This is a genomic window from Stutzerimonas kirkiae (assembly GCF_004327335.1).
Taxonomy (GTDB): Bacteria; Pseudomonadota; Gammaproteobacteria; order Pseudomonadales; family Pseudomonadaceae; genus Stutzerimonas; species Stutzerimonas kirkiae.
On sequence record NZ_QJUO01000020.1, the window covers coordinates 1 to 24,519 of the forward strand.

At 65.4% G+C, this 24,519-nt stretch carries 23 protein-coding genes and 1 pseudogene; 8 read left to right on the forward strand and 16 right to left on the reverse strand.

What is annotated here, in order from left to right; translation table 11 throughout:
- Together DNJ95_RS12000 and DNJ95_RS12005 are read right to left on the reverse strand one after the other, a co-directional pair.
- Positions 1-370: DUF2946 family protein (locus tag DNJ95_RS12000; RefSeq protein WP_131184967.1), on the reverse strand; the 370-nt coding region annotated here is incomplete at its 3' end.
- Between the two features lie 492 nt (positions 371-862).
- Positions 863-2,223: pseudogene (locus DNJ95_RS12005) on the reverse strand (IS1182 family transposase).
- A 411-nt stretch (positions 2,224-2,634) separates the two neighbouring features.
- Here DNJ95_RS12005 and DNJ95_RS12010 point away from each other — a divergent pair.
- A complete protein-coding gene (locus tag DNJ95_RS12010) occupies positions 2,635-4,194 on the forward strand; it encodes a TerC family protein (RefSeq protein WP_131184968.1) in 1,560 nt (519 codons plus the stop codon).
- On the opposite strand, the gene tsaC is transcribed toward DNJ95_RS12010, so the two are convergent.
- From tsaC to DNJ95_RS12030, 4 genes are all read right to left on the reverse strand, one after another.
- Positions 4,186-4,737 carry an L-threonylcarbamoyladenylate synthase type 1 TsaC gene (tsaC, locus tag DNJ95_RS12015; RefSeq protein WP_131184969.1) on the reverse strand — a complete coding sequence of 184 codons (552 nt, stop codon included), beginning with the start codon at positions 4,735-4,737 and terminating at the stop codon, positions 4,186-4,188. The genes DNJ95_RS12010 and tsaC overlap by 9 nt on opposite strands.
- A gap of 206 nt (positions 4,738-4,943) precedes the next feature.
- Positions 4,944-5,870, reverse strand: coding sequence for an Rpn family recombination-promoting nuclease/putative transposase (locus DNJ95_RS12020; RefSeq protein WP_131184970.1), 927 nt, complete (start codon positions 5,868-5,870; stop codon positions 4,944-4,946).
- Between the two features lie 124 nt (positions 5,871-5,994).
- Positions 5,995-7,071, reverse strand: coding sequence for a DNA-processing protein DprA (gene dprA, locus DNJ95_RS12025; RefSeq protein ID WP_131184971.1), 1,077 nt, complete (start codon positions 7,069-7,071; stop codon positions 5,995-5,997).
- 29 nt (positions 7,072-7,100) lie between these two features.
- On the reverse strand, positions 7,101-8,084 hold the full coding sequence (locus DNJ95_RS12030; protein WP_131184972.1) for a LysM peptidoglycan-binding domain-containing protein: 984 nt from the start codon (positions 8,082-8,084) through the stop codon (positions 7,101-7,103).
- Between the two features lie 114 nt (positions 8,085-8,198).
- Here DNJ95_RS12030 and def point away from each other — a divergent pair, with 114 nt between their 5' ends.
- The 7 genes from def to DNJ95_RS12065 all read left to right on the forward strand — a co-directional run bounded on the left by def (position 8,199) and on the right by DNJ95_RS12065 (position 14,395).
- Positions 8,199-8,705, forward strand: a complete 507-nt coding sequence (gene def / locus DNJ95_RS12035) for a peptide deformylase (protein ID WP_131184973.1) — start codon at positions 8,199-8,201, stop codon at positions 8,703-8,705.
- 200 nt (positions 8,706-8,905) lie between these two features.
- A complete protein-coding gene (gene fmt / locus DNJ95_RS12040) occupies positions 8,906-9,838 on the forward strand; it encodes a methionyl-tRNA formyltransferase (RefSeq protein WP_131184974.1) in 933 nt (310 codons plus the stop codon).
- Entirely contained in the window at positions 9,835-11,145 is a 1,311-nt protein-coding gene (gene rsmB, locus DNJ95_RS12045; protein ID WP_131184975.1) for a 16S rRNA (cytosine(967)-C(5))-methyltransferase RsmB, read from the forward strand. Before fmt ends, rsmB begins: the two co-directional genes overlap by 4 nt.
- Positions 11,146-11,158: 13 nt before the next feature.
- Entirely contained in the window at positions 11,159-12,532 is a 1,374-nt protein-coding gene (trkA, locus tag DNJ95_RS12050) for a Trk system potassium transporter TrkA (protein ID WP_131184976.1), read from the forward strand.
- Positions 12,533-12,679: 147 nt separating this feature from the next.
- Positions 12,680-13,222 carry a flavin reductase family protein gene (locus tag DNJ95_RS12055; protein WP_131184977.1) on the forward strand — a complete coding sequence of 181 codons (543 nt, stop codon included), beginning with the start codon at positions 12,680-12,682 and terminating at the stop codon, positions 13,220-13,222.
- A 107-nt stretch (positions 13,223-13,329) separates the two neighbouring features.
- Positions 13,330-13,644, forward strand: a complete 315-nt coding sequence (locus tag DNJ95_RS12060; RefSeq protein ID WP_131184978.1) for a tetratricopeptide repeat protein — start codon at positions 13,330-13,332, stop codon at positions 13,642-13,644.
- A 172-nt stretch (positions 13,645-13,816) separates the two neighbouring features.
- Complete coding sequence (locus DNJ95_RS12065) at positions 13,817-14,395, forward strand: HD domain-containing protein (protein WP_131185037.1); 579 nt, start codon at positions 13,817-13,819, stop codon at positions 14,393-14,395.
- A 7-nt stretch (positions 14,396-14,402) separates the two neighbouring features.
- On the opposite strand, the gene DNJ95_RS12070 is transcribed toward DNJ95_RS12065, so the two are convergent.
- The 10 genes from DNJ95_RS12070 to DNJ95_RS12115 form a co-directional block, all read right to left on the reverse strand.
- Positions 14,403-15,797, reverse strand: coding sequence for a GTPase/DUF3482 domain-containing protein (locus tag DNJ95_RS12070; RefSeq protein ID WP_131184979.1), 1,395 nt, complete (start codon positions 15,795-15,797; stop codon positions 14,403-14,405).
- Complete coding sequence (locus DNJ95_RS12075) at positions 15,790-17,184, reverse strand: DUF2868 domain-containing protein (RefSeq protein ID WP_242671969.1); 1,395 nt, start codon at positions 17,182-17,184, stop codon at positions 15,790-15,792. Before DNJ95_RS12075 ends, DNJ95_RS12070 begins: the two co-directional genes overlap by 8 nt.
- Positions 17,185-17,376: 192 nt before the next feature.
- Positions 17,377-18,351 carry a copper resistance protein B gene (locus DNJ95_RS12080; protein WP_131184980.1) on the reverse strand — a complete coding sequence of 325 codons (975 nt, stop codon included), beginning with the start codon at positions 18,349-18,351 and terminating at the stop codon, positions 17,377-17,379.
- A 10-nt stretch (positions 18,352-18,361) separates the two neighbouring features.
- Positions 18,362-20,080: a copper resistance system multicopper oxidase gene (locus tag DNJ95_RS12085; RefSeq protein ID WP_131184981.1), complete on the reverse strand. Its 1,719-nt coding sequence runs from the start codon at positions 20,078-20,080 to the stop codon at positions 18,362-18,364.
- 423 nt (positions 20,081-20,503) lie between these two features.
- Positions 20,504-20,926, reverse strand: a complete 423-nt coding sequence (locus DNJ95_RS12090; RefSeq protein WP_131184982.1) for a c-type cytochrome — start codon at positions 20,924-20,926, stop codon at positions 20,504-20,506.
- 25 nt (positions 20,927-20,951) lie between these two features.
- Positions 20,952-21,398, reverse strand: coding sequence for a c-type cytochrome (locus tag DNJ95_RS12095; RefSeq protein WP_207388767.1), 447 nt, complete (start codon positions 21,396-21,398; stop codon positions 20,952-20,954).
- Positions 21,391-21,927, reverse strand: coding sequence for a methylamine dehydrogenase light chain (locus DNJ95_RS12100; protein WP_131184983.1), 537 nt, complete (start codon positions 21,925-21,927; stop codon positions 21,391-21,393). The genes DNJ95_RS12095 and DNJ95_RS12100 overlap by 8 nt, the downstream gene beginning before the upstream one ends.
- A gap of 15 nt (positions 21,928-21,942) precedes the next feature.
- Positions 21,943-22,557, reverse strand: a complete 615-nt coding sequence (mauD, locus tag DNJ95_RS12105; protein ID WP_131184984.1) for a methylamine dehydrogenase accessory protein MauD — start codon at positions 22,555-22,557, stop codon at positions 21,943-21,945.
- Between the two features lie 19 nt (positions 22,558-22,576).
- Complete coding sequence (locus DNJ95_RS12110; RefSeq protein WP_242671970.1) at positions 22,577-23,128, reverse strand: MauE/DoxX family redox-associated membrane protein; 552 nt, start codon at positions 23,126-23,128, stop codon at positions 22,577-22,579.
- A 1-nt stretch (position 23,129) separates the two neighbouring features.
- Positions 23,130-24,275 carry an amine dehydrogenase large subunit gene (locus DNJ95_RS12115; RefSeq protein WP_131184985.1) on the reverse strand — a complete coding sequence of 382 codons (1,146 nt, stop codon included), beginning with the start codon at positions 24,273-24,275 and terminating at the stop codon, positions 23,130-23,132.
- Between the last annotated feature and the right edge of the window lie 244 nt (positions 24,276-24,519).

Sequence of the window (24,519 nt, forward strand, 5' to 3'; positions counted from 1 at the left end):
GTGCACGCGGGTTGGCGGGGGGCCAGGTGTGCAGGGAGAACCGAGGCGCGCTGCGCCGCGCCACAGGCCGTGACTTGTCGCCAGCCAGCAGGCCGAGCAGGCCGAAGAAGGCCGCCAGGATGATTGCGCTGAAGCTCGAACTCATGGCGCAGCCAGCGCCGGTCGCCGGGTTTGGCGCAACGATGGCGGAGCCGTCCAGGTCGGCTCCGGCGCCGAAGCCGCCTGTGAACGAGCAGTACTGCCCACCCAGGCCGCTCAGTTGCAGGCCGGCCATTTGCCCATGGCCGAGGGCACAGCCGAGCGCCGCGAACAGGATGCTGAAATACAGCATCCAGGCAGTCAGCGAACGGTGCTTGCGGGCCTGATTCATCGGGTACCTGGAGAAGCCTTGGCGGATGGGGACGACGGAGACCATGGATATTACCAATCCGGTCGACGCGAGGGGAGCGGGGCAACACGCCGCAGGCAGATCTAAGAACCTGTTCACGATCTGCAACGCGCCAACCCCGCTGCGTTAAGAACAGGCTCACAGCCAAGGCTGAACGTGCTTCAACACGGTCCGAAGGGGGTGCGAATCAAATGCTCATTGGCTATTCGTAAACTTAAACTGCGCTTTTGACTCACTGTGCCGAGCTGCGGGCCAGCCTGTGGCTGTTACTCCGCTGGCGCTACGTTTCGCCTGTTTTCGCTTCGCTTTGCAGGGCTCTGGCAGCCTGCCGGACTTGAAGCCGCCTGCGGCCTAATCATGGCAAAGGGTGGCGTTTTTCACGCGACGACATGGGGCAGCGCAGGCAGGCTCACTCTTCAACATCTGGGCGATGGGGCCCGTCATTGCCCGCCCATGCTCCGCACGCTGCTTTGCTCACGCGCCAAGGCGTAATGAGGCGATTCTCTTCAGATTCCATGCCAGGCAAACCAGTTGCCATTCCCCTGCGACCGATTCCAGACCGCGCAGCGAGAACTGGCGAAAGCCCAGCACCGACTTGATGATGCCGAACACCGGTTCCACCGTCTGTTTGCGCAACGCATAAGCCGCTCGACCCGCTTTCGTTTTCAGCCGATGCTTCATTCGCTCCACCGGCGTAGCGTCTTCAGCGATCGCTTCGGGCTCTGTGAATCGTTCTCTCCAATCACCTTGTCGGCCCTCTCTCGTCACGGCGATCAGGGGCTCGATATTCGCCTTTTCGCAAGCCTCGACATTCTTGCCACTGAAGTCACCCGTGTCCGTCAGCATCCGCTCAACCTTGCCCAGGCTCTCGGGCAGGGCGACTAGCTGCTCCAGTATGGGAACGACCTGGTCTCGATCCGTCGGCGATTGCGCCACCGTCGTAGACACCACCAGCAGGCTCTTGGTGTCCACTGCGGCCTGAGCGTTGTAGGCCTGCTCAAAACCTCCAGCGGCCACCGGCATGATCCGTGACGCTTCATCCGTCAGGTTGACCTGATCGCTTGCCTTGGCTCCCGGGGGCGGTGGCTTTGGGGCTTGCCTCCAGGCTTCTTCCCGGTCTTCTCGGCCTTGGCCTGGCGTCGGGCCCGCTTGGCTTCATACTCGCCTTGCTCGCGCTCGAAACGCTCTTTCGCCCGCGCTTCGATCTTCGCCTTGGCCGCTTCCATTGCCTTGAGCCTTTGCTCTCGGCGCTTGATCTCTTCCGGCAGACTGACCCCAGCCGGTACGTTCGACTGATCCGCCTGTTCGGCCAGGGCAAGCAGCTCTTGCACCTGGGCTTTCAGATGGGCTTCGTTCTTCTCGATATGTCCATGAGACAAGGCGCTATGGCGCGAGGCATTGGCGTGAATCTTGGTGCCGTCCAGACTGACAGTGCCCAGCTTCAGGAGCTTCATTTCCTGAGCCATTTCCAGCACCTGGACGAAAATACCGGCCAGTTCGTCCAGGAAGCGGCGGCGAAAGCTCGCCAGGGTGTCGTGATCGGGATGATCGTTCGCAGCAATGAAACGAAAAGCCACCGAATCGTAGGTGTCCCGCTCGATCTTGCGGCTGGAGAAGACGCCCGTGGCATAGCCATAGACCAGCAGCGACAGCAGTAGCCCCGGATGGCAGGCCGCACTGCCGCGGTCGGCATAAGCCTTCTGGAGTTGGCTCAGATCCAGCCCGTCGATCACTTCGACGATGAAGCGCGCCAGGTGATTTTCCGGCAACCACCCTTCCACCGACGGTGGAAACAGGTAAGGGGTCTTGCGATCAACAGGGCGGAAGCGGCTCATGCGAGATACCGCTATATCGAAGCGCTGCGATTATTACTCAAGCTGCCTGAAAGTCCGACAGGCTGCTAGTTCGCGAGATCGTGAACAGGCTCTAACAGGTATGGATGATGTCGAATTCTGTAATGGTTTTTCTCTTTCCTGTGGTGGGCGCGGGCGTATTCTGGCGTGGTCATGGGCCATCTATCCGTCTTGTATGAACGCTCTCCCGGAGCCTCACTGTCGTCGTTCAATCCTCGCTTCACCCCTTCTTCGCCGATTCCTGTCCTTGCATGGCCCTTGTGCCATGTCCGCGCGATCCCGTTTTGGATACTCGCTCCCGTGCCGTAATGTCATGGGCCGGGATGCCTCGTGGGCATCGGTTTCATGGCCGCTTGCGGCATGGTTCTTTTCTGATCGTTTCGAGGTCTGATCATGGAGTGGATGGCTGATCCGACAGCCTGGCTGGGGCTGTTGACGCTGATCGTCCTGGAAATCGTGCTGGGTATCGACAACCTGGTGTTCATCGCCATCCTGGCGGACAAATTGCCGCCGCACCAGCGTGACCGGGCGCGGGTCATCGGCTTGTCGCTGGCACTGATCATGCGCCTCGGCCTGCTGGCCAGCCTGTCCTGGCTGGTGACCCTGACCGAGCCGTTGTTCGAGGTGTTCGGCAAGGCGTTTTCCGGTCGCGACCTGATCATGCTGTTCGGCGGCCTGTTCCTGCTGTTCAAGGCGACCATGGAGCTGCACGAGCGCCTGGAGGGGCATGTGGTGCGTGCCAGCGGCAGCAAGACCTACGCGCTGTTCTGGCCGATCGTGGCGCAGATCGTGGTGCTGGATGCGGTGTTCTCGCTGGATGCGGTGATCACCGCGGTGGGTATGGTCGAGCACCTGCAAGTGATGATGATCGCCGTGGTGATCTCCATCGGCCTGATGATCGTCGCCAGCAAGCCGCTGACCGCCTTCGTCAACGCCCACCCGACGGTGATCATGCTGTGCCTGGGCTTCCTGATGATGATCGGCCTGAGCCTGACCGCCGATGGCCTGGGTTTCCATATTCCCAAGGGCTACCTGTACGCGGCCATCGGCTTCTCGATCCTGATCGAGGTGTTCAACCAGATCGCCCGCTGGCGTCGCAAGAAAAGCCTGCAGGGCCAGTACACGGTTCGCGAGCGCACCGCGCATGCGGTTTTGCGTTTGCTCGGTGGGCGCCATGTCGGGGTCGACGAGGTCGGCGAGGACATCGCCGACATGGTCGAAGGGCAGGGGCTGGCGTCGGTCTTCGGCCGGCGTGAGCGGGTGATGATCAGCGGGGTGCTGCAACTGGCGGAACGTCCGGTGCGCAAGGTGATGACCGTGCGCACCGATATCGACTTTATCGACCTGGCCGACAGCCTCGAGGAAATTCACCAGGCGCTGTCCATATCGCCGCACTCGCGCCTGCTGGTCATCCGTAACCGGCAGATCGACGAGCCGCTGGGCTATGTGCACAAGAAGGAAATCTTCAAGGCGCTGCTGGCGGGTGCCGAGCCGCGCCTGGAAAGCCTGGTGCGCAGCACGATCAACCTGCCGGAGAGTTGTTCGGTGCTCAATGCGCTGGAGTCGATGCGTGGCGAGTCCACCCATATCGGCTTCGTGGTGGATGAGTTCGGCGGGTTGATCGGCATGGTGACCATGACCGATATTCTCGAATCCATTGCCGGCGAGTTGCCGGATGCCAGCGAGATCGACGGGCCCGATGTGACGGTGTTGGACGATGGTTATCTGGTCAGCGGTGCGCTGAACCTGAATCTGCTGCGTGAGCGCGTGGGCTTGCAGGTCAGGCCGACCGATGACTACCAGACCCTGGCCGGCTTCGTCATGAGCCTGCTCGACCGCCTGCCGGTCAAGGGCGACCAACTGGCGTTCGAAGGTTGGAGCCTGACCGTGGACGAGGTGCAGGAGCGCCGGGTGACGCGGGTCCTGCTGAAGGCGGAGCAAGCCTCAGCGTAGGACTTCGCCGCTGCGCAGGTCGCGGATGGTGCTGGGCTTGCGCCGCCCACCCAGCGCCCCGTTGAGGATAGCGTCGAGCTGGCGCGGGAAGTACTGCTCGATCTTCAGCCGGGAACGGGCGGGTGGACGGCCAGCCGGGTTGGCCGAGGTGGATACCAGTGGCCCGGTGAGGGCACACAGGCGCGCCGCCAGCGGGTGGGCGGTGACGCGCAGGGCGACACTGTCGTGGCGGCCGGTGATCCACTGCGGCAGCCGCCCGCGATGCGGCACCAGCCAGGTGTGCGGCCCAGGCCAGGTACTGGCCAGGCGATCGAGCCAGCGTTCCGGCAGGTCTTCCAGCAGGAAGTCGAACTGTTCGATGCTGTCGGCGATCAGGATCAACCCCTTGTCCATGGGGCGCTCCTTGAGTGCCAGCAGGCGCAGCACGGCCCCTTCGTCCCAGGGATCGCAGCCCAGCCCCCAGACGGCTTCGGTGGGGTAGGCGATGACGCCACCGGCGTATACCGCGCGGGCGGCCTGTTGCACCTGCCAATTGCTGCTCATGGAAGCCTCTGCCGTGATCGGGCGGTGGTCGGAGGGGCGCATAGTCTAGCAGTCGTGCCCCCGGTATCCGTCAAGCGCCGGGAGGCTGCATTTTCCCCTCTCCCTCGCGGGCTACCCTATGCACACCAGCCCGTAGAGGCTCTGTTGGCGGTCAAGCGTTTTTGAGGGTTCCCGCGCTCCTGTGTCGGAGCCTCCATACGGCGGCCTTATCCCTTGACGCCATCCTTCCCGAACACCTGCTCCAACTGCTCGGCGAATAGCACTCGTTCGGTCCAGGTGGTCAGTTCGGCCTCATCGGCGCTTTGCAGGCGCTGTTCGAAAGCGTCGGGAAGCGCACCGAACTTGAGCCGCAACTGATTACGCAGGGTATCGGCGCGGCCTTCGATCTTGCCTTCGATTTTCCCCTCGGCCTTGCCTGCCAGACGCCCCCTGGCTTCGGCTTCCGCCTTTTCCGTTACCTCGTCATGCAGCGCGCGCTCACGCACGAAGGCCAGGCGCCGGGCTTCGTCGTCGTCAGACAGCGCTTGCAGGCGCTCCCGGGCTTTCTTGATTGCCGGGCTTTCGATGCTTTGCATGAGGACGTCCTCCTGCCAGTGCTTCAAGTAGAGAATCCAGTCTGCCAGAGCACTGCCACCTTGGGAATGCAGGCGGTCGGCCTTGGGCAGTTCGATCAGGTGCAGTTGCAGGCTGCGATCCAGCCGTACCTGTGGCCGTTGCCGGTCGCGCAATTCGAAAGCCCAGCAGGCCTGTTCTTCCTCGAACAAATCGAAGTCCATCAGGTGGATACCGATCACCGGTTGCATCCGCTGGTAGCCATCGCCCACCTGCAATTGCCGACCCAGGTTGCGCGCCAGGTAGTAGAGGCTGCGCGAGGGCCAGCCGGCGTGGTTGCGGGTCTGCATCTCGATATTGAACAGTTGCCCGGTCTGGTCGCGGGCGAGGATGTCCAGCACGATGAACTTGCCGGTCAGCTCCTCCGGGGCGATCTGCGGGTTGAGCACCTGCAGCTCGACAATCGGTGGCTCGTCGCTGCGCACGGCGTTGATCAGGTCGGCCAATAGATCCGGCGCTTCGGCGAACAGGCGTTTGAAGATGACATCGAGCCTGGGGTCGAGCAGGGGCTGTCCGGGCACGGCGGGCATCCTTGTCGCGGGTGGATGCCCGGACTGTATCGAGTCTGGCCAGGAAAGACCGTGAAGCCGTTCACAGATGGAGCAAGTCCGCAGTGGTGGGAAGACACGGAATGCAATTCCATCATCATATTCTGCGTATCGACCATTGCCCCTGTTCGCAGGCGGCCTGGCCGGTGATTTCAAGCTCGGTCAGTTCGGCCAGCACTTCGTTCAGCGGTCGGGCCAGCCTGTCGGCCAGCACTTCGGCACTGGCCGGCGCGGCGGTCAGTTGTTGCAGCAACGGGTCGCGGGGCGTTGGCGCCGTGGCGGTAGCGCCGATCCGCTGCCAGCCGCGCAGGCCCTCGAGAATATCTTCCACGGTTTCCACCAGGGTGGCGCCCTGGCGGATCAACTGGTGGCAGCCGCGTGCGCCGGGGTGGTGGATGGAGCCGGGGATGGCATAGACCTCGCGACCCTGTTCGGCGGCCAGACGGGCGGTGATCAGCGAACCGCTGGAAGGGCTGGCTTCGATCACCAGTACGCCCAATGCCATCCCGCTGATCAGCCTGTTGCGCCGGGGGAAATTACTTGCCTGCGGCTGGCAGTCCAGCGGCAGTTCGGAGAGCAGGGCGCCACCGCCCTCGATGATGCGTTGCGCCAGCTTCCGGTGGCGCTGCGGGTAGATGCATTGCAGGCCGGTGCCGAGTACGGCGACCGTTCGTCCGCCCGCATCCAGTGCGCCCTGGTGGGCCGCGCCATCTATGCCCAGGGCCAGGCCGCTACCTATGACGAAGCCGGCGCTGGCGAGGCTGCGGGCGAAGGCGCTGGCGATATCGAGGCCGTAATGCGAGGCGCGGCGGCTGCCGACCATGGCCAGTTGCGGGCGTTGCAGCGACTCGGGATCACCGGCGACGAACAGCAGCGGCGGCGCATCCTCCAGTTCGCCCAGCAGTGCGGGGTAGTCGGGGTCCTCCCGTGCCAGCAGGCGATGCGCGGGCTGCTCCAGCCAGGCCAGCGCCAGGGCGGCGCGTTCGCGTATTTCCGCCGTTCTCCTGGCCTCGGCGCAGGCGTCCGGCAGGCCCAGGGCGCGCCAGGCGCTGGCGGGCGCACTCAAGGCCGAGGAGGCGTCAGGGAAGGCTTCGAACAGGCGTTGCAGGCGGAGTGGCCCGAGCTCGGGCAAGAGGTGCAGGCGCAGGCGCGCCTCAAGTTCGGCGGGGGACATGCGGACATCCTTGTGCGCAATGGCGTGGGTCAGGGGTTGCGTACCCTGTCGTAGATCGACAGTGGTCGAGTGGCCTGCAGCACCAGCCCGTGGCTGAGTTTGTCATGGATATGGAACACCATCAGCAGGCCCAGGCGTTCGTCTGGCATCTTCACCCATTCGCCGGTGAGCGGGTCGCGTACGCTTTCCCCGACGCCATAGGCCGCGAGGATATTGCCTTCAGCCAGTCCCTCGCGGCTGCCACGGTTGAGGGTGACGACTTCGAACGGGCCGCCCTGCCGGGCGCTCCATGGCGTGTCGATGATCCGGCCTTCGACCAGGCGAGCCGGTTCGCTCGGGGTCGATGGAGCGCTGGCCGGGGCGGCCGCGGCTGGCAACAGGCGGTCGCCGAGGCGCGCTTCCTGGGTGACCCGCTGCAGATGCAGGGTGGCGATATCGTCCTCGATGGCCTCGAGGCGGGCGCTGCCGATCTCGTCGAGCTGGATGCCGAGCACTTCCTGTGTATCGGGGTCGATATGGCTCTTGCCCTCGCGTACCAGGTCGTAGTCGGTCAGGGCCGGGTCGAAGCGGCCACGGCCATGGATGCGCTCGTCGTTGCCGACCAGCAGCCGCTCGGCGCTACCGGCGACGACATAAGGGGCGGTGGCAAGAGGCGCCAGGCTGTCGAGTATCCGCTGGGCCGACAGGAAATCCCGGATGGGCTGCTGCGGCAGGCCGGGAATGGCTTCGCTCGCGGATGCCTCGGCAGGCTCCAGCAGCAGGCGTGGCTGCTCGTCGACCAGCACCAGGCTGAGCCGGTCGCCGGGATGCAGGTGGGGGGCTGCGAGCGCTGTGCCGTCGTGCCAGAGTCCCGGCCATTGCCAGGGCTTGTCGAGAAAGCGTGTAGCGATATCCCAGAGGGTGTCGCCGGCGGCCACGCTGTACGACTGCGGGTGATCCTCCCTGAGCGCCAGCTGCGCCTGCGCCAGGCCGCTGCTGGCCAGTAGCAGCAGGATGAGTAGTGATTTCCTCATTGTGCCGAATCCCTTTATGATGTGCGCTCTTGGAAAACCAGGCCCTTGGCCGGTCGCGAGGCATCTTAGCAGCGGTTTTCCGATCCATTCCATGAACTGCATCACACTACGCATATGGCGATCCTGAATATCCTGGAGTTTCCCGATCCACGCCTGCGCACCATCGCCAAACCTGTGGAGGTGGTGGACGATGGCATCCGCCAACTGATCGACGACATGTTCGAAACCATGTATGCCGCCCCCGGCATCGGCCTGGCCGCGACCCAGGTCAATGTGCACAAGCGCGTGGTGGTAATGGACCTGTCCGAGGACAAGAGCGAGCCGCAGGTGTTCATTAACCCCGAGTTCGAGTACCTGACCGAGGAGATGGGCCAGTACCAGGAAGGCTGTCTGTCGGTACCCGGCTTCTACGAGAACGTCGACCGCCCGCAGAAGGTCCGCATCCGCGCGCTGGACCGCGACGGCCAGGCCTTCGAGCTGTTGGCCGAGGGCTTGCTGGCGGTGTGCATCCAGCACGAGTGCGACCACCTCAACGGCAAGCTGTTCGTCGATTACCTCTCCACGCTCAAGCGCGACCGGATCAAGAAGAAACTGGAAAAGCTGCATCGCCAGCAGGCTTGAGCTATGAGCCCGAAAGGCCTGCGGTGCAGGCCTTTTCTTTTGGCCTGTTCTGATCTTCCGACGGTAGTTCCATGTAGATTTCTTCAGCTTTCGTGACGATACCGATTGTCGGGCCTGTGTAGTAGCTGGACGTTGAAAGCGGTGCGCATGGCGCACCCGGTCGGTTTGGCTCGTGAGACTTTTATTTCAGGGAATCCCCCATGCGCATCGTTTTCGCCGGTACCCCAGAATTCGCCGCCCAGCACCTGCAGGCCCTGCTCGACGCTGGGCGCGATGTGGTGGCGGTCTACACTCAGCCCGATCGGCCCGCCGGGCGCGGCCAGAAGCTGGCGCCCAGCCCGGTCAAGCAACTGGCGCAGGCTCATGGGCTGCCGGTGTATCAGCCACAGACGCTGCGCGATCCCGCCGCACAGGGCGAACTGGCGGCATTGCGGGCGGACCTGATGGTGGTGGTCGCCTATGGCCTGATCCTGCCGCAGGCGGTGCTGGATACGCCGCGCCTGGGGTGCATCAACAGTCATGCCTCGCTGCTGCCGCGCTGGCGTGGGGCGGCGCCGATCCAGCGCGCGATCCAGGCTGGCGATGGCGAGTCCGGCGTGACCGTGATGCGCATGGAGGCAGGGCTGGATACCGGGCCGATGCTGCTCAAGGTGAGTACGCCGATCAGTGCGGAGGATACCGGCGGCAGTTTGCATGACCGTCTGGCGGCGCTGGGCTCTGGCGCGGTGGTCGAGGTGGTGGCGGCGCTGGAGGCCGGCAGCCTGGATGGCGAGGCGCAGGCCGATGCCTTGGCCACCTATGCGCACAAGCTGAGCAAGGACGAGGCACGTATCGACTGGAACCGCCCGGCCGCCGAGCTGGAGCGACTGGTGCGTGCCTTCCACCCGTGGCCGATCTGCCATGGCAGCCTGAATGGCGAGGTGCTGAAGGTGCATGCTGCCCAGCCGAGTACAGGAGAAGGGGCGCCGGGGACCATCCTCGCCGCCAGCCGCGAAGGCCTGACGGTGGCCTGCGGCGAAGGTGCATTGTTGTTGACGCGGCTGCAACTGCCGGGTGGCAAGGCGCTGGAGTTTGCCGACCTGTTCAACAGCCGCCGCGAACAGTTCGCCCCCGGCCAGGTGCTGGGCGTATGAACCCGCGCCTGGCGGCGGCGCGCGCCCTGCTGCCGGTGCTGGCCGGCAAGGCGTCGTTGGGCGGCAGCCTGCCGGCGCTGCTTGAGCGTGTCGAGGCGCGTGACCGTGCGCTGGTGCAAGACCTGGCGTTCGGCACGGCGCGCTGGTACTTCCGCCTGAGCGGACTGGCGGCGAAGCTGCTGCAGAAGCCGTTCAAGGCGGCGGATCGTGATGTCGAGGCGCTGTTGCTGGTCGGCCTCTACCAACTGTTCCATACGCGCATCCCGGCCCATGCCGCCATCGGCGAGACAGCGGGTTGCGCCGATAAACTGAAGAAACCCTGGGCCAAGGGCCTGATCAACGCCGTGCTGCGCCGCGCGCAGCGCGAGGGCGAGGCGCTGCTGGCGGAACTGGAGCATGACCCGGTGATCCGCGTCGCCCATCCGCGCTGGTTGCAGAAAGCCCTCAAGGCCAACTGGCCCGAGCAGTGGGAGGCCGTTTGCGCCGCCAACAATGCCCATCCGCCGATGATCCTGCGGGTCAACCGCCGCCAGGGTGGCCGCGATGCCTATCTCGATGAGTTGGGAGGTGCCGGGATCGCCGCCGAGGCCTGTCTGTTCAGCGAGGATGGCATACGCCTGCACGAGGCCTGCGATGTGCGGCAACTGCCCGGTTTCGCCGAGGGGCGCGTCAGCGTGCAGGACGAAGCGGCGCAACTGGCCGCCGGCCTGCTCGACCTGGCGCCGGGGCAGCGTGTGCTGGACGCCTGTTGCGCGCCGGGCGGCAAGACCTGCCACCTGCTGGAGCGCGAGCCGGGGCTGGCCGAAGTGGTCGCCCTCGACCTGGAGCCCGGCCGCCTGGCGCGGGTGCGGGAGAATCTCCAGCGCCTGCGGCTCGATGCCCGACTGATCGCCGAGGATGCCCGCGCCGTCGCGCGCTGGTGGGATGGCCAACCCTTCCAGCGCATCCTGCTGGATGCGCCCTGTTCCGCCACCGGGGTGATCCGTCGCCACCCGGATATCAAGTTGACGCGCCAGGCCGAGGATATCGCCGCGCTGGCATTGTTGCAGGGGCAGATGCTCGACGCCCTGTGGCCGACCCTGGAGGTCGGTGGCGTGCTGCTGTATGCCACCTGCTCGGTGATGCCGGAGGAGAACCGCGAGGTGATCGGCGCCTTCCTGGCGCGCACGCCGGGTGCTCGCGAGCTGGACATGGGCGGCGCCTTCGGCGTGCCGCAGCCGCACGGCCGGCAATTGTTGCCGCAGCCGCAAGGGCATGATGGCTTCTACTATGCCAAGCTGATCAAGATCGCCGCCAGCCGCGGCTGAAGGAACTGAGTCCATGAAAATCATCATTCTCGGTGCCGGGCAGGTCGGCGGCACCCTCGCCGAGCACCTGGCCAGTGAGGCCAACGACATCACGGTAGTCGATACCGATGCGGATCGCCTGCGTAATCTTGGCGACCGCCTGGATATTCGGACCGTGTATGGGCGGGCTTCCTTTCCCTCGGTGCTGCGCCAGGCTGGTGCCGACGATGCCGATATGCTGGTGGCGGTGACCAACAGCGACGAAACCAATATGGTCGCCTGCCAGGTGGCTTACACGCTGTTCCACACGCCGACCAAGATCGCCCGGGTGCGCGAGCCGGCCTACCTGCTGCGCGGCGAACTGTTCAGCAACGAGGCGTTGCCGGTGGACGTGCTGATCAGCCCGGAACAGGTGGTGACCAACTACATCAAGCGCCTGATCGAGCATCCCGGCTCGCTGCAGGTGATCGACTTCGCCGCCGGCAAGGCGCAACTGGTGGCGGTACGTGCCTATTACGGTGGGCCACTGGTCGGCCAGGAATTGCAACAGATCCGCCAGCACATGCCGAATGTCGATACGCGGGTGGCGGCGATCTTCCGCCGCAACCAGCCGATCCTGCCCAAGGGCGATACGGTGATCGAGGCCGACGACGAGGTCTTCTTCATTGCCGCCAAGGCCGATATCCGCGCGGTAATGGGCGAGATGCGGCGCCTCGACGACAATTACCGGCGCATCGTCATCGCTGGTGGCGGGCATATCGGCGAGCGCCTGGCCGAGGCCATCGAGCACCGCTACCAGGTGAAGATCATCGAGGCCAACCCGGCCCGCTGCCGCTACCTGTCGGACACCCTCGACAACACCATCATCCTGCAGGGCAGTTCCTCCGACCGCGACCTGCTGATCGAGGAGAACATCAACGACGCCGACGTGTTCCTGGCGCTGACCAACGACGACGAGGCCAATATCATGTCCTCGCTGCTGGCCAAGCGCCTGGGCGCGCGCAAGGTGATGTGCATCATCAACAACCCGGCCTATGTCGACCTGGTGCAGGGTGGCGAGATCGACATCGCCATCAGCCCGCAACTGGCGACCATCGGTACCCTGCTGACCCATGTGCGCCGGGGCGATATCGTCAGCGCCCACTCGCTGCGCCGGGGCGCCGCCGAGGCCATCGAGGTGGTCGCCCACGGCGACTCGCGTTCGAGCAAGGTGGTGGGACGCGCGATCGAGAAGATCGGCCTGCCGCCTGGCACCACCATCGGCGCGGTGATCCGCGCCGAGCAGGTGCTGATCGCCCATGACGATACGGTGATCGAGTCCGGCGACCATGTGATCCTGTTCCTGGTGGACAAGAAGCACATCCGCGATGTCGAGCGGCTGTTCCAGGCGGGGCTGACGTTCTTCTGAGCGCTGCGTTTCCAGCCTCCAGTGCCTTGCCCGCGGCGGATGACGATATGGCGCGAGCGTCCTGGTCATATCGCCGCGCTTGCTGTTGCCGGTTGGCCGGGTCGACTACGCTGTGATGGCTGACCATGACTAAGCGCAGGTACGCTCATGCAACCGTTGCAATTGAACAGGGTCTTCACCCTGCTGGAGTCCGGGCCGGTCGTGCTGGTGACGACCCATGGTGGGCACAGGGACAACATCATGACCATTTCCTGGACCATGGTGCTGGATTTCGCCCCGCGTTTCGCCATCACCACCGGCGAGTGGAACCACACGTTCACGGCGTTGCGCGAGAGCGGGGAGTGCGTCGTCGCCATTCCCACGGTCGATATGCTCGATACTCTGGTTGGCATAGGCACCTGCTCCGGAGCGGATACCGACAAGTTTTCCCGTTTCGGGCTTACGCCGGTGCGTGGCAGCATCGTCAAGGCACCACTGATCGAGGAGTGCCTGGCCAATATCGAATGCGAGGTCGTCGATTTCGTGGAAAGGCATAATATCGTCGTGTTGCAGGCCGTGGCCGCCCATATCGACGAAGCGCGCAAGGAGCGACGGCAGGTGCATGCCGTCGGTGACGGCACCTTTATCGTCGATGGTCGCAAGCTGGACCGGCGGGTGATGATGGCCAGCAAGCTGCCGCCAGATATCTGATCGCTATCGGCACTGCTATCACCGGTGCGCGCGGCGCACCTTGCGCCAGGCCGCCGTTATCCATTGCGACACGGGAATCGACAGACTCCGCCGAAGAGGCTTTCAGCATGCTGGAATCACTGGAAAAGATGCTCGCCAAGGGCATGGACAATCCGATGCTGCGCTTCGGCCTGGGCAAGGGTTACCTGGATGCCGGCGATCCGGCATGCGCTGCCGTGCATCTGCAGCGCTGCGTCGAGCAGGACGGCAGTTATTCCGCCGCCTGGAAGCTGCTTGGCAAGGCCCGGCAGGCCCAGGGTGACCTGGATGGTGCCCGTGCGGCCTGGAACGCCGGGCTGCAAGCCGCCGAAGCGCGGGGCGATAAACAGGCGGGCAAGGAGATGACGGTGTTCTTGCGCAAGCTGGAGCGGTTGGCGCGTTGATTCTGGCGGGCGTTCGGCTACTTGCGTCGAGCGGGGGTTCCAGTTGCCGCTGGGCTTCCGGATTATTCGCCTGCGGGCCGGGGGTTTCATGCAGAACACTTCCACGGGAGCGACCTGGAGCGTGCGTCTGCCCACACGTTGGATGCACATGGGTTGAGGGCTGATGACTGAAATGAACCAAGCGGAGCTGGCAGGCGTTCTCGACTTCCTCCGAGGGGCGGAGCAATTGAAAAACACCCTTCGCACTTCGAGGACTTCGAATGGCCGGCACGAGAGTACGGCAGAGCACACATGGCGGCTATGCCTGATGATCTTGTTGTTCGGCAAGCAATACCCGGATGTGGATATATTGAGGCTGATGAAGATATGCATCGTCCACGACCTCGGGGAGGCCATCAGTGGCGATATCGCGGCCGTGGACCAGGTGGAAGGCGTCGATAAGGGCGTCGAGGAAAGAAAGGACCTGGAACTGCTTGCCCGGCCCCTGCCAGACGATCTCCGGGAAGAGATTCTGATGTTGTGGGATGAATACGACAGTGCCTCGAGCAGGGAGTCTCTGCTGGCCAAGGCTTTCGACAAGATCGAGACTATTCTGCAGCACACCCAGGGCAGCAACCCGCCGGGCTTCGACTATGGATTCAACCTTTCCTATGGCAGGAAATATACCGATTACGATGACCTGACACGCACATTGAGGGCTCTGGTGGATAAGGACACGAAGGTGCTGGCAGGGAAGAACAGGGCCATCTAGCGTCGCATCAACGACTGGCGGCGTTTTGGCCGAGCAGCGACTTCAACTCGTCGATGGCCTGCTGTCGTTCCCGTTGTCCTGGGCGGCTACCCGGATTGAGGCTGGACCACTGCGGATGGGCGCGTGCACGGCCCAGGGCGTCAGGCAGCTTGCCCTGGCGCCAGGCGTCGTCCTGCGGGTGCTGCAAGTGGATCGCCTGTTGCGCGGCATGGCCGCGTATCGCCAGGCCGTCCAGCAGTTGCCGTTGGCGTAGGGCCAGCAGGCGCAGGATGCCGTCGTCCACCGTCAGTTCGCGCTGGCCCTTGAGTTTGCCCAGCAGGCGGTTGCCGTAGTGGCGGGCGGTCTGTGCGCCGCCGCCGGCGAGGGCGCCGAGCAGGGTGGCGGCACCGAGGGTCAGGCCGCCGACCAGCAGGTCGATGCCGGCACCGGTGGCCGCGCCGGCCGCCATGCCGCCGCCGATCTTCACGCCGAGCTGCCGCAGGGTTTCCGGGTTGAACAGGTCGTCGCCCCAGCGCCCGTCGAGCAATGGCAGGTCGCCCGCGACGGCGTCCTCCCGGCGGAAGGCATAGAGGCGCAGCAGGGCCTCCACACAGCGCTGCTCGCGTTGGCGAATGGTCTCGTGCAGCTCCTCGATGGCATGGCGCTCCAGTTGCGGTTGGGCGGCGATGCCGCGGCGGCAGGCGGCGACATCCACCAGCAGTTCCGCGATCAGCCGCTGGCCCTCTTGCCGGCGCAGGGCGGCCTGGGCCTCGTGGTCGTCGAGCAGGCGCTGCAATTGCGGGCGGGCGTTCTCCAGCAGCAGTGCCAGGCTTTCATAGAGACGCCGTTCGCCGTCCAGCGCTGGCGCCACGCTGTCGAAGCGCACCAGGGCGTGCAGGCCGATGCGGGCCAGGGCCTCGCGCCATTCCTCCTCGCGGTGGCCAGGCTGCGCGACGAAGTTGAGCACTGGCAGCAACGGCTTGCCGCAGCCGGCCAGTACCTGCAGTTCGTCGCGGTACTTGGCCAGCACCGGTTCGCGGGCGTCGATCACATAGAGGCCGGCATCGCAGGCGAGCAACTGGCGCAGCACCTTGGCTTCCTGTTCGAAACGCTGGCGTGCTTCGCTACCATCGAGGAAACGCGCGGTGCGCGCCGGGCCATCGAGACGTTCGCCGGGGCGCTCCAGGCGCTCCAGCAGTTCCAGCAGGGCAATGGCGTCTTCCAGGCCGGGGGTGTCGTACAGCTCCAGCAGCGGCTGGCCATCCACTGATAGTCGTGCGCCCTCGACATGACGGGTGGTGCTGGGGCGGTGGGACACCTCGCCAAAGCCGGCATCCCGCGTCAGGGTGCGCAGCAGCGAGGTCTTGCCGACATTGGTATGGCCGACCACGGCGAGTTTCAGGGGCTTGTACGTATCAGTCATGTCCGCTCTCCAGCCATTGCAGCGGGGCCGTATCGGAATGCGGCAACGGCAGCGCATCCAGCGCCTGGTGCCAGTCTGCCAGGCGCTGGCTGTCGAGGGCCTGGCCGGGCGGCGCCTGCAGCAGCCAGACCCGCGTGGCACCCGCGCAGCGCGACAGTTCGCCGAGCAGCGCCAGGGTGCCACGGTCCGGTGAGCGCAAGGGATCGCAGGCGATGGCCAGGCGCTCCGGCGGGAAGCGCGTCAATTGGTCGAGCAGGTGCTGGCGCTGTTCGCGGCTATCGAGGATGCCGGCATCGGCGATGTCCTTTGCCAGTTGTGGTGGCCAGTGGCGCGACGGGTCCAGTTCGATGGCCACCAGTACCGCGCCACTGCCGCTCGCGCCGAGGATGCCGGCCTGGGGGGCGTGTAATGCCGCAGGGGCATCGTCGCTCACGCCCAGGCGCTCGCTGGCGGGTTGCAGGCGTTCGCGCAGCAGGCGGTAGCCGGGCAGTTGCAGGTCCAGGCGCAACTGGCCACGGCCCTGCCGCCAGCGCCACAGGCAGAACAGCAGCAACGTCAGGCGCGGCAGCAGGCCATAGATCAGCAGTACTCCGACCAGCCATTGCGCCCAGGCCTGGCGGGCTCTGTCGAGATCGCCGCCGGGCAGGCCGCTGTCACGGATCTGCTGCAGGTCCGGCAGTTGCAGGCCGAGCAGGGCGGGTAGTGCGCCGAGCAGCTGGGTCAGGCCGACGAAGGCCTGTTCGCCGAGGATGGTGGTTTCCCAGATAAAGCCGTAGCGACGGGTGGCGAGCAAGGCCAGCAGGGTCAGCAGGGCGCTGGCCATGGCCAGCGACCACAGGCCATGCACGCCGAGGCCCAGCGCCCAGCGCCCGAGGCGGCGCTGTTGCAGCAGGCTGAGCAGCGCCGGCGCCAGTTGCAGGGCGCGGGCATCGCGGGCCAGCTTTTCGCTGAGCCAGAGCCACAGGTTGCCCAGGGCGCCGCCGCCGTTGCGGCTGAAGAGCAGGCCCAGTGCCCAGCCGAGCAGCGTCAGCAGGTGCAGGCCGAGCAGGCTGCCCAGTGCCCAGAAGATATTGACCGGACGCTGGCCGTCGCCGAGGGCCGCCCAGGCCAGCAGGGCACCGCTGAGCAGCGCCAGCAGGGCCAGGCCCAGGGCCGCCAGCCAGGCACCCTGGCGCCAGCGCTGCACGGCCTCCAGCAGGCCGTCGCGGCGGGCCAGCCAGAGCGCGCGCGCTTCGATGCGTGCTGCCAGCCCATCGGCGTGGGCGCGGGCCTGGCGGCAGGCCTCGGCATCGTCCAATGGGCCGGCATGTTCCTCGCGCAGCCTGATGGTTTCGGTCAGCCAGAGGCGGTCGAGGTCGCTGAGGGGGGGCAGGCTGGATGAAGTCACGCGCTGTCTCGTCGGTAGGTCGAGACTGGAGGATAACGACAGCGGCGAGCTACAGGCTACCAGCGGTGAGAAAAAGCGACACGAGGGTTTGGCGCTGCGAGAAGTTCAAGGGGCGTGTTCTGCGCGCGGGCAAGAGCCCGCGGCACCTGTGCGGCCCGCTGCGCATGGCGCACCCTGCGCGAGGCCGCCGCTTCAGAACCAGAAGCGTACACCGAGCACCAGGCGGGTTTCCTCGCTGTCCTCGCCGTTGGCGCGGCGCAGGTCGGCGCTGTTGCCGTAGTGGCGCTGCCAGTCGACGCCGATATAGGGCGCGAACTCGCGGCGGATTTCATAGCGCAGGCGCAGGCCGAGTTGCAGGTCGCTGAAGCCCGCGCCGATCTCACGCGATTCATCGGTGCGGCCATACAGGTTGGCTTCGGCGCTGGGTTGCAGGACCAGCCGCTGGCTCAGCAGCAGGTCGTACTCGGCGCCCAGGCGCAGGGCGCTCTGGCCGCCTTCGCCGAGGTAGGCGGTGGCTTCGGCCTCCAGGCCGTAGAGCGGTGTGCCCTGGATACCGAGGGCGGCCCAGGTCTGGGCCGGGCCGGGTTTGAAGTCCTGGCGCAAGCCGAGCACGCTTTCCCACCAGGGGCCGATGGCATGCCCCCAGAGTGCCTGCAGCTCGGCGTGGTCGGTCTTGCCGGTGACGCGTTCGCCCTCGCTGCGCAGCCGCAGGCGGTCGATGTCGCCGCCGAGCCAGCCGTCGATGTCCCAGGCCAGGGTGCTGCCGGCGTCGCCGTCCTGCCACTCCAACTGGTCGACCAGCAGCAGCGAGTTGAGCGAGCCGGCATGCATCGAATGTTCGCGCAACTGCGGGAAGGCCGCGGCCCGGTCGGCGTCGGTCACGGCCGGGACGGGAGCCTCCTCGTGGTGATGGCTGTCGTGGGTCGAGGGCTGCGGCGGGTGCATGCCGTGCGCGTTGTGGCCGGAGTGCCCATGCTGGCCCTGTTCGGGTGATGAGGGTGGCGCATGCTCATCATGTGTGGCATGGCGGCCATGGTCGTGCTGGCCGTGATCGGCATGGGTAGCGTGGTCTTCGGCGGCGGCCAGTGGCAGGCTGCCCAGCGGGCCGAGCAGCAACAGGCCGAGCAGCGGCAGGCCAGACAGTGATGAGTGAGTGGGGCGATGCATGCTCGTTTCCTTATTCTTCCACACGGACTTCACGGAACATGCCGAGGTCCATGTGCATCAGCAGGTGGCAGTGGAAGGCCCAGCGCCCCAGGGCGTCGGCGCTGACGCGGAAGCTGCGACGCGAGCCGGGCGGCATGTCGATGGTGTGCTTGCGCACCTTGAACTCGCCGTGCTCGTCCTCCAGGTCGCTCCACAATCCATGCAGGTGGATGGGGTGGTGCATCATGGTGTCGTTGACCAGCACGATGCGCACCCGCTCGCCGTACTGGAGGCGGATCGGTTCGGCGTCGGCGAAGGGGATGCCGTCGAACGACCAGACGAAGCGCTCCATATGCCCGGTCAGGTGCAGCTCCAGGGTGCGGCCGGGCTGGCGCCCGTCCGGGTCGGCGAAGCGGCTGCGCAGGTCGGCGTAGGTCAGTACGCGGCGGCCGTTGTCGCGCAGGCCGAGGCCGGGGTCGTCGAGCTTGGCGACCGGCGCCATGGTCTGCATGTCCACCAGCGGATTGTTGTTGTGTTCGCTGTCGGGGTGGGACTGGCTGGCCGAACCATGAGTGGCATGTCCCATCGCGGCGTGGTCATGCCCGCTGGTGCCATGCCCGGCGTGCTCGCCGCCATGGCCCATATCGGCCATGCCCAGCAGCGGGCGCGGGTCCAGGGCCGGCAACGGCGCCCGCAAGCCTTCGCGCAGGGCCAGGGTGCCGCAGGCGTAGCCGCTGCGGTCCATGCTCTGGGCGAACAGGCTGTAGGCGGCCTGGTCCTTGGGCTCGACCAGTACGTCGTAGGTTTCCGCCACGCCCAGGCGCAGTTCGTCGACTTCCACTGGCTCGACGTACTGGCCGTCGGCGGCGACCACGGTCAGCTTCAGGCCGGGGATGCGGAAGTCGAAGTAGCTCATGCCGGCGGCATTGATCAGGCGTAGGCGGATGCGTTCGCCGGGGGCGAACAGGCCGCTCCAGGGGGTGCCGGGCGGCTGGCCGTTGAGCAGGTAGGTGTAGGCGCCGCCGCCGACATCGGCGATATCGGTGGGCGTCATGCGCATCCGCGCCCAGGCCCAGCGGTCTTTCAGGGTGGCGCCAAGGCCGTCGCGTCCGGCGTCCTCGATGAGGTCGCCGAGGGTGCGGCGGGCCGGGTTGTAGTAGTCCGACTGCTTCTTCAGCTTGGCGAGGATGCGTGCCGGGTGCTGGTCGCTCCAGTCGCTGAGCATCACCACGTAGTCGCGGTCATAGCGGAAGGGCTCGGGTTCGAGCGGGTCGATGATCAGCGGTGCGTAGACCCCGGTCAGTTCCTGGAAGCCGGAATGGCTGTGGTACCAGTAGGTGCCGCTCTGGCGCAGCTTGAAGCGGTAGACATGGGTGCCGCCCGGTTCGATGCCGTCGAAGCTGAAGCCGGGCACGCCGTCCATGTTGGAGGGCAGCAGGATGCCGTGCCAGTGGATGGCGGTGTCCTCGGCCAGGCGGTTGTGCACGCGCAGGGTCACCGTGTCGCCTTCGCGCCAGCGCAGCAGCGGGCCGGGCAGGCTGCCGTTGAGGGTGGTGGCGGTAACTGGCGTGCCGGTCAGGTTGACCGATGTTTCGCCGACCCACAGGTCGAAGTCGTTGCCGCTGAGCTGGGTCGGCTGGCCGGGGCTGGTCAGCGCCCATACCGGCGGGCGCCACAGGCCCAGGCCGCCGAGCAGGCCGCCGGCGGCCAGGCCTTTGACGAAGGTCCGTCTGGAGGTTTTGCTGCGCATTTGGCTAGATCCGTCTGACAGGAAGCCGGATTCTAGCTGTCGCAGCCTGACAGCGGACTGAGGGGGAGATTACATTTTTGTCAGTTTCAGGCCATGGATCTCAAGCCGCAGGCTCGAAGCGGAAAATACCGTGGTGACTATTGAAAGAGCCGTCGGCGCATGACCGAACCCTTCGTAGGGCTTTCGGTTTCGCAAGCTCTTTCCCACAGGCTCAGCCAAATAGTGGCTGTACGGATGCCGGGTGGCGGGACGGGACCTTCGCCGCCAGGGATGGCGGCGAAGAGCTACAGGGATGTATTCACGCGTGTCTCGTCCGGCCACCCGGTATTTGTACAGATACGTCGGTCTCTAGAACAAGCCTACCTGGGAATGACAGGACTCCCAGGCCCTAGGTGAGATTTCAGGCCGATCATGGCTGGACTGCTACGGCCAGGGATAGGGCGCGACCGGCTTGCCTTCCGCTTCGAGACGCTGGATCACTTCCCGGCGGAAGGCCACCAGGTCGGCCACTTCGGTGGCGCGCAGGCGCCTGACTTCCTCGGTGGTGAACAGTTTCGCCTGCAACTGCGGGTCGCCCCAGCGTTGTTCGACGTAGTTCATCACTTCGGCGATTTCCTTGTCGCTGAGGCTGGAGGCGACCACCCCGGGTACATGCATCAGGTACAGGCGGCCTTGCGGGTCGTCCAGCAGCGTACTGATGAAGCCGGGGAACGGCGGGACGCCGCCGGCTTCGGTGCCGCTGCCATCCAGGGCGTGGCAACCGGAGCAGCGCAGCAGGTAGTTGGCTTTGGGCGAGCGTTCATCCGCCTGTGCGCCGCTCATCGCCAGCAGTCCGAGCAGGGTCATTGACGCTAGCGTGGCTCGCAGCATTTCAGTTCCCCTTGCGGATATCGCGCAGCGCCTTGTGGGTCAGTGGCGCCGCCTTGAACTGGTCGATCAGCGCCTGGTCGGGCGCGGCGGCGGCCTCGTTGAGCGAAATGACATAGCCAGCGATGCGTTGCAGGTCGGCGCTGTCGATATGGCTCTGCGGTGGCATCACCAGGCCGAAGTAGTCCAGCCCCTTGGCATTGATGGTGCCGCTCAGGCCGCCGGTCATCACCCCGGCGATATAACGTGCGCTGTTCTCGCCCAGGGCCTGCCATAGCTCCGGGTTGTGCAGGGGCGGTGCCAGGCCTTCGATACCTTCGGCGTCGGCGCCGTGGCAACTGGAGCAGTTTTGTACGAATAGCGCCTGGCCATCGTCGGCGAACGCCGGGATGGCCGAGCAGAGGGCGAGCGCTGCCAGCAGCGCCCGCCCGTTCATGCGTCTTTCACTCATCCGCCAGCCCCACCAGCATTGCCACCGTGCAGTGGTAACCCAGGTTCTTGTTGGCCATGCACCAGTTGATGTCATTGTGCAGGCCCATGCGGTAGCCGGGGCGCTCACCCTCGCTACGGAAGCAGAAGGTCGAGTTGGCGACGGTCGCCTTGCCGCAGCAGTCGTTGTAGGACACCAGGTAGTCCTTGCCATCGTTGGGGTTGCTACAGGTGCCGACCCAGGCCACCTTGGAGGCTTCCGAACCGGGCGGGCAGGAGGTGGTGCTGCCGCCGGAGGTGTTGCACAGGTTGCCGTCCAGGGCGCAATAGCGCCAGTAGTCGCAGTCGGTGTCGTTCTCGCCCTCGCCAGCGAAGGCCGAACCGCCCAGCGAACGGTCGAACGGCAGCACTGGCATCAGTGCGGTACCGGCCAGCACCACGCCGGTCTTGGCGATGAAGCTGCGGCGGCCGATGCGGCGGGCGCTCTGGCGCGCGCCGGTTTCGGCGGTCTTGTCCAGGGCATTGAGGAGCTTGCTGAAGATATCGAACATGGGATTTCTCTCTACTCAGTGAGATTTCAGGGAGGCGGGCGTTGCGCGGGCCACGTAGTCCTGGATCGAGGCGAACCCCGTCTCGGTGGCGTTGAACAGGCTTTCCAGCTGCTCCCGGCTATTGATCAGGCCTTTGGCGCGGACGATGCCATCGGCATCCATCAGCACCGCGAAGGGCAGGCGGGCGATGCGGTAGGTGGTGCCCAGCTCCTGCGACAGCACATAGGGGAACTCTGCCAGGCCGGCCTGCTCGATGAAGGCGCGGTGCTTGAGCGGGTCGCCATCGCTGGCCAGTACCACGTCCAGCCAGTTGCCTTCGGCGCTGCGGATCGACTTGAGGGTCGGCAGCAGCTTCTTGCAGATCGGGCAGGTCGGGGACAGGAAGAACACCAGGGTGCTGCGTGGGCGCTGCATGCCGAAGGCGACATCGTTGCCGCCGTTGAGGCTCTGCAGGGTGAAGGCCGGGCTGGTTTCGCCGACCTTCGGGCCGCTGTCGTTGATCATGGCGCCGACCGGCGTTACCCGTTCGAAGAGAATGCCGATCTGGCGCGCCAGAGCGAACACCACCACGATCAGCCCGAGTACCAGCACGGTCAGGACCGCGACGGCGAATACGAGTGCATGGGTCATCATCGTTTATTCCATTTGTTCAGTGGGTGTTGCCGGGGCTTTGCCGGGCCAGTTGGATGTGCCCGGCGTTGGCCAGCAGTTGTTCGGCGACGTTGTAGACCAGCCACAGCAGGGTGCCGCCAACGATGGCCGCCAGTGCCGCGAAGGGCGTGATGGGGGCTATCCCCACCAGCAACACGGGGACGGCGAACAGCGCCAGCAGGGCGTTGCGCAGCAGCAGGGCGGGCGACAGGTGCTGTGCCGGGCCGCCGCAACCGCAGTCGATGCGGGTATGCCCGCGCCACAGGTTGATGCCCATGGCCAGGCCATAGCCGGCCAGCAGCGCCAGCGCCAGCAGGGCGCCCAGGCGGTTCAGTGGCGGTACCAGCAACAGTGCGATGCTCGCCAGCTCCAACCCGACCAGTAGCTTGGCCGCGCCGTACACCCAGCCCGCCGGTAGCAGGCTGTAGTCGGCGACGAAGCCGGTGAAACGGTCGAAGTCCGCCAGCTTGTGCCAGACCGCGCGCAGGAACAGCAACACCAGGAAGGTGGTGCCGGCCGCCGCCGCCATGCTCATCAGGTCGCCGAACATGTCACTCACCCAATTGCAGCAGGACGGCGAAATCGCCCAGGGATTCGGCCTTGTCGGTCGGCTTGGCGGCGAATTTCGCTTCCGGGTCGACTTCGTAGCGCACCACTTCGCCTTCTTCGTCGTTCAGGGCGAACAGCACAGGCGCCTTGCCGGAGCTGACGAACAGCGATACCGGGCCTTCCACCGGCGAGCGATAGAGCACTTTCTTGGCTTTCAGGTCGAGCGCCCAGACTTCCTCGGCGGGATTCTTGTGGCTGCCGTCCTCGGCGTCGGGGTGCATGGCGACGAACAGCACGTTGTTGGCCTTGTTGTAGGCCATCAACTGGAAGCCGCCCGGGGCCCAGCCTTCCGCGCCCTCGGTGTAGGAGAACTTGTCCACCAGCTTGACTTCGGCGGCCTTGTCGGAGACGCGGTAGAGGTTGCCGTGGTAGGAGGTGAACAGCAGCTCCTTGCCGGCGCGCTGCGCCTGCAGGAACAGCGGGTCGCTGTCCACGTCGAAGATCTTCTTGCTCTTCACCGGCTTGGCGGCGCTACCGTCTTCGTTGACGCTGTAGCTGGTGATGGTGCCGTCGCCGCACAGCGAGCTGAAGCGAGCGCCTTCCAGCGCCGGGTAGAGGCCCCAGCAGCCGGGGGTGGGGACTTCGGCGATCTGTTTGCCGGCCTTCAGGTCTACCACCGAGACGGAAGCCGCCGGAGTGGCGTTCTGCACGAAGACATAACGGTCATCGGCGGAAATCTGCAGCGAGTTGAACGAAGGCGCGACCTGGGCGAATTTCGGCGAAACGACGATTTCGCGCTTGATCGACAGGGTGTCCACGTCGAACTCGTGCAATACCGCCTCGGTTTCCCCGTAGACGATGCGCTTGGCATAGGCGGAAGCCGTGTAGGCGGTCTTCTGGTCGCTGGACAGCACCATTTGCCCGACCAGGCCGACGCTGAGGTTGCCCTTGGTCGAGAGGTCGTCGGCGGACAGTACGCTGATGTTGCTGGAACCCGCCCAGTTCGAGTCGAGTACGAACAGATTGGGGCCGGGCTTGATCTTTTCCTCGACAGTCAGTCTTTCCGGGACAAAAGGCTCTTCGGCAAAGGCAGGGGCTACAGCGAGCATGCCCAGGGTTGCACTCAGGGTAAGGCTCAAAACGCGCATGAATACTTCTCCGGTTCGGACGCCAGCAAAGCTGTTGCAAGACTTTGCTGAATTTAGAGTTCGAACCTGCCAGAGCAACGGCTGTGCCAGCCTTGCGAAAATACTGACGCAAGCGTGATGGCGCCTGGCTTGCGTGCAGTTCAGGCGTAGAGAAGGCAGGGGGGGCTGCGAGGGGGATTCGTGCCCCTTAATTGGGCGCTTTTATTTTCGTGCACTAAAAGATGACGTGCGCATATCTGTAATA

Excerpts from the sequence above, each read along its gene's own strand:
- DNJ95_RS12010 (WP_131184968.1), top strand. The coding sequence starts at position 2,635 with ATGGAGTGGATGGCTGATCCGACAGCCTGGCTGGGGCTGTTGACGCTG.
- tsaC (WP_131184969.1), bottom strand. The coding sequence starts at position 4,737 with ATGAGCAGCAATTGGCAGGTGCAACAGGCCGCCCGCGCGGTATACGCC.
- dprA (WP_131184971.1), bottom strand. The coding sequence starts at position 7,071 with ATGTCCCCCGCCGAACTTGAGGCGCGCCTGCGCCTGCACCTCTTGCCC.
- DNJ95_RS12030 (WP_131184972.1), bottom strand. The coding sequence starts at position 8,084 with ATGAGGAAATCACTACTCATCCTGCTGCTACTGGCCAGCAGCGGCCTG.
- def (WP_131184973.1), top strand. The coding sequence starts at position 8,199 with ATGGCGATCCTGAATATCCTGGAGTTTCCCGATCCACGCCTGCGCACC.
- fmt (WP_131184974.1), top strand. The coding sequence starts at position 8,906 with ATGCGCATCGTTTTCGCCGGTACCCCAGAATTCGCCGCCCAGCACCTG.
- rsmB (WP_131184975.1), top strand. The coding sequence starts at position 9,835 with ATGAACCCGCGCCTGGCGGCGGCGCGCGCCCTGCTGCCGGTGCTGGCC.
- trkA (WP_131184976.1), top strand. The coding sequence starts at position 11,159 with ATGAAAATCATCATTCTCGGTGCCGGGCAGGTCGGCGGCACCCTCGCC.
- DNJ95_RS12055 (WP_131184977.1), top strand. The coding sequence starts at position 12,680 with ATGCAACCGTTGCAATTGAACAGGGTCTTCACCCTGCTGGAGTCCGGG.
- DNJ95_RS12060 (WP_131184978.1), top strand. The coding sequence starts at position 13,330 with ATGCTGGAATCACTGGAAAAGATGCTCGCCAAGGGCATGGACAATCCG.
- DNJ95_RS12065 (WP_131185037.1), top strand. The coding sequence starts at position 13,817 with ATGAACCAAGCGGAGCTGGCAGGCGTTCTCGACTTCCTCCGAGGGGCG.
- DNJ95_RS12070 (WP_131184979.1), bottom strand. The coding sequence starts at position 15,797 with ATGACTGATACGTACAAGCCCCTGAAACTCGCCGTGGTCGGCCATACC.
- DNJ95_RS12080 (WP_131184980.1), bottom strand. The coding sequence starts at position 18,351 with ATGCATCGCCCCACTCACTCATCACTGTCTGGCCTGCCGCTGCTCGGC.
- DNJ95_RS12085 (WP_131184981.1), bottom strand. The coding sequence starts at position 20,080 with ATGCGCAGCAAAACCTCCAGACGGACCTTCGTCAAAGGCCTGGCCGCC.
- DNJ95_RS12090 (WP_131184982.1), bottom strand. The coding sequence starts at position 20,926 with ATGACCCTGCTCGGACTGCTGGCGATGAGCGGCGCACAGGCGGATGAA.
- DNJ95_RS12095 (WP_207388767.1), bottom strand. The coding sequence starts at position 21,398 with ATGAGTGAAAGACGCATGAACGGGCGGGCGCTGCTGGCAGCGCTCGCC.
- DNJ95_RS12100 (WP_131184983.1), bottom strand. The coding sequence starts at position 21,927 with ATGTTCGATATCTTCAGCAAGCTCCTCAATGCCCTGGACAAGACCGCC.
- mauD (WP_131184984.1), bottom strand. The coding sequence starts at position 22,557 with ATGACCCATGCACTCGTATTCGCCGTCGCGGTCCTGACCGTGCTGGTA.
- DNJ95_RS12110 (WP_242671970.1), bottom strand. The coding sequence starts at position 23,128 with ATGTTCGGCGACCTGATGAGCATGGCGGCGGCGGCCGGCACCACCTTC.
- DNJ95_RS12115 (WP_131184985.1), bottom strand. The coding sequence starts at position 24,275 with ATGCGCGTTTTGAGCCTTACCCTGAGTGCAACCCTGGGCATGCTCGCT.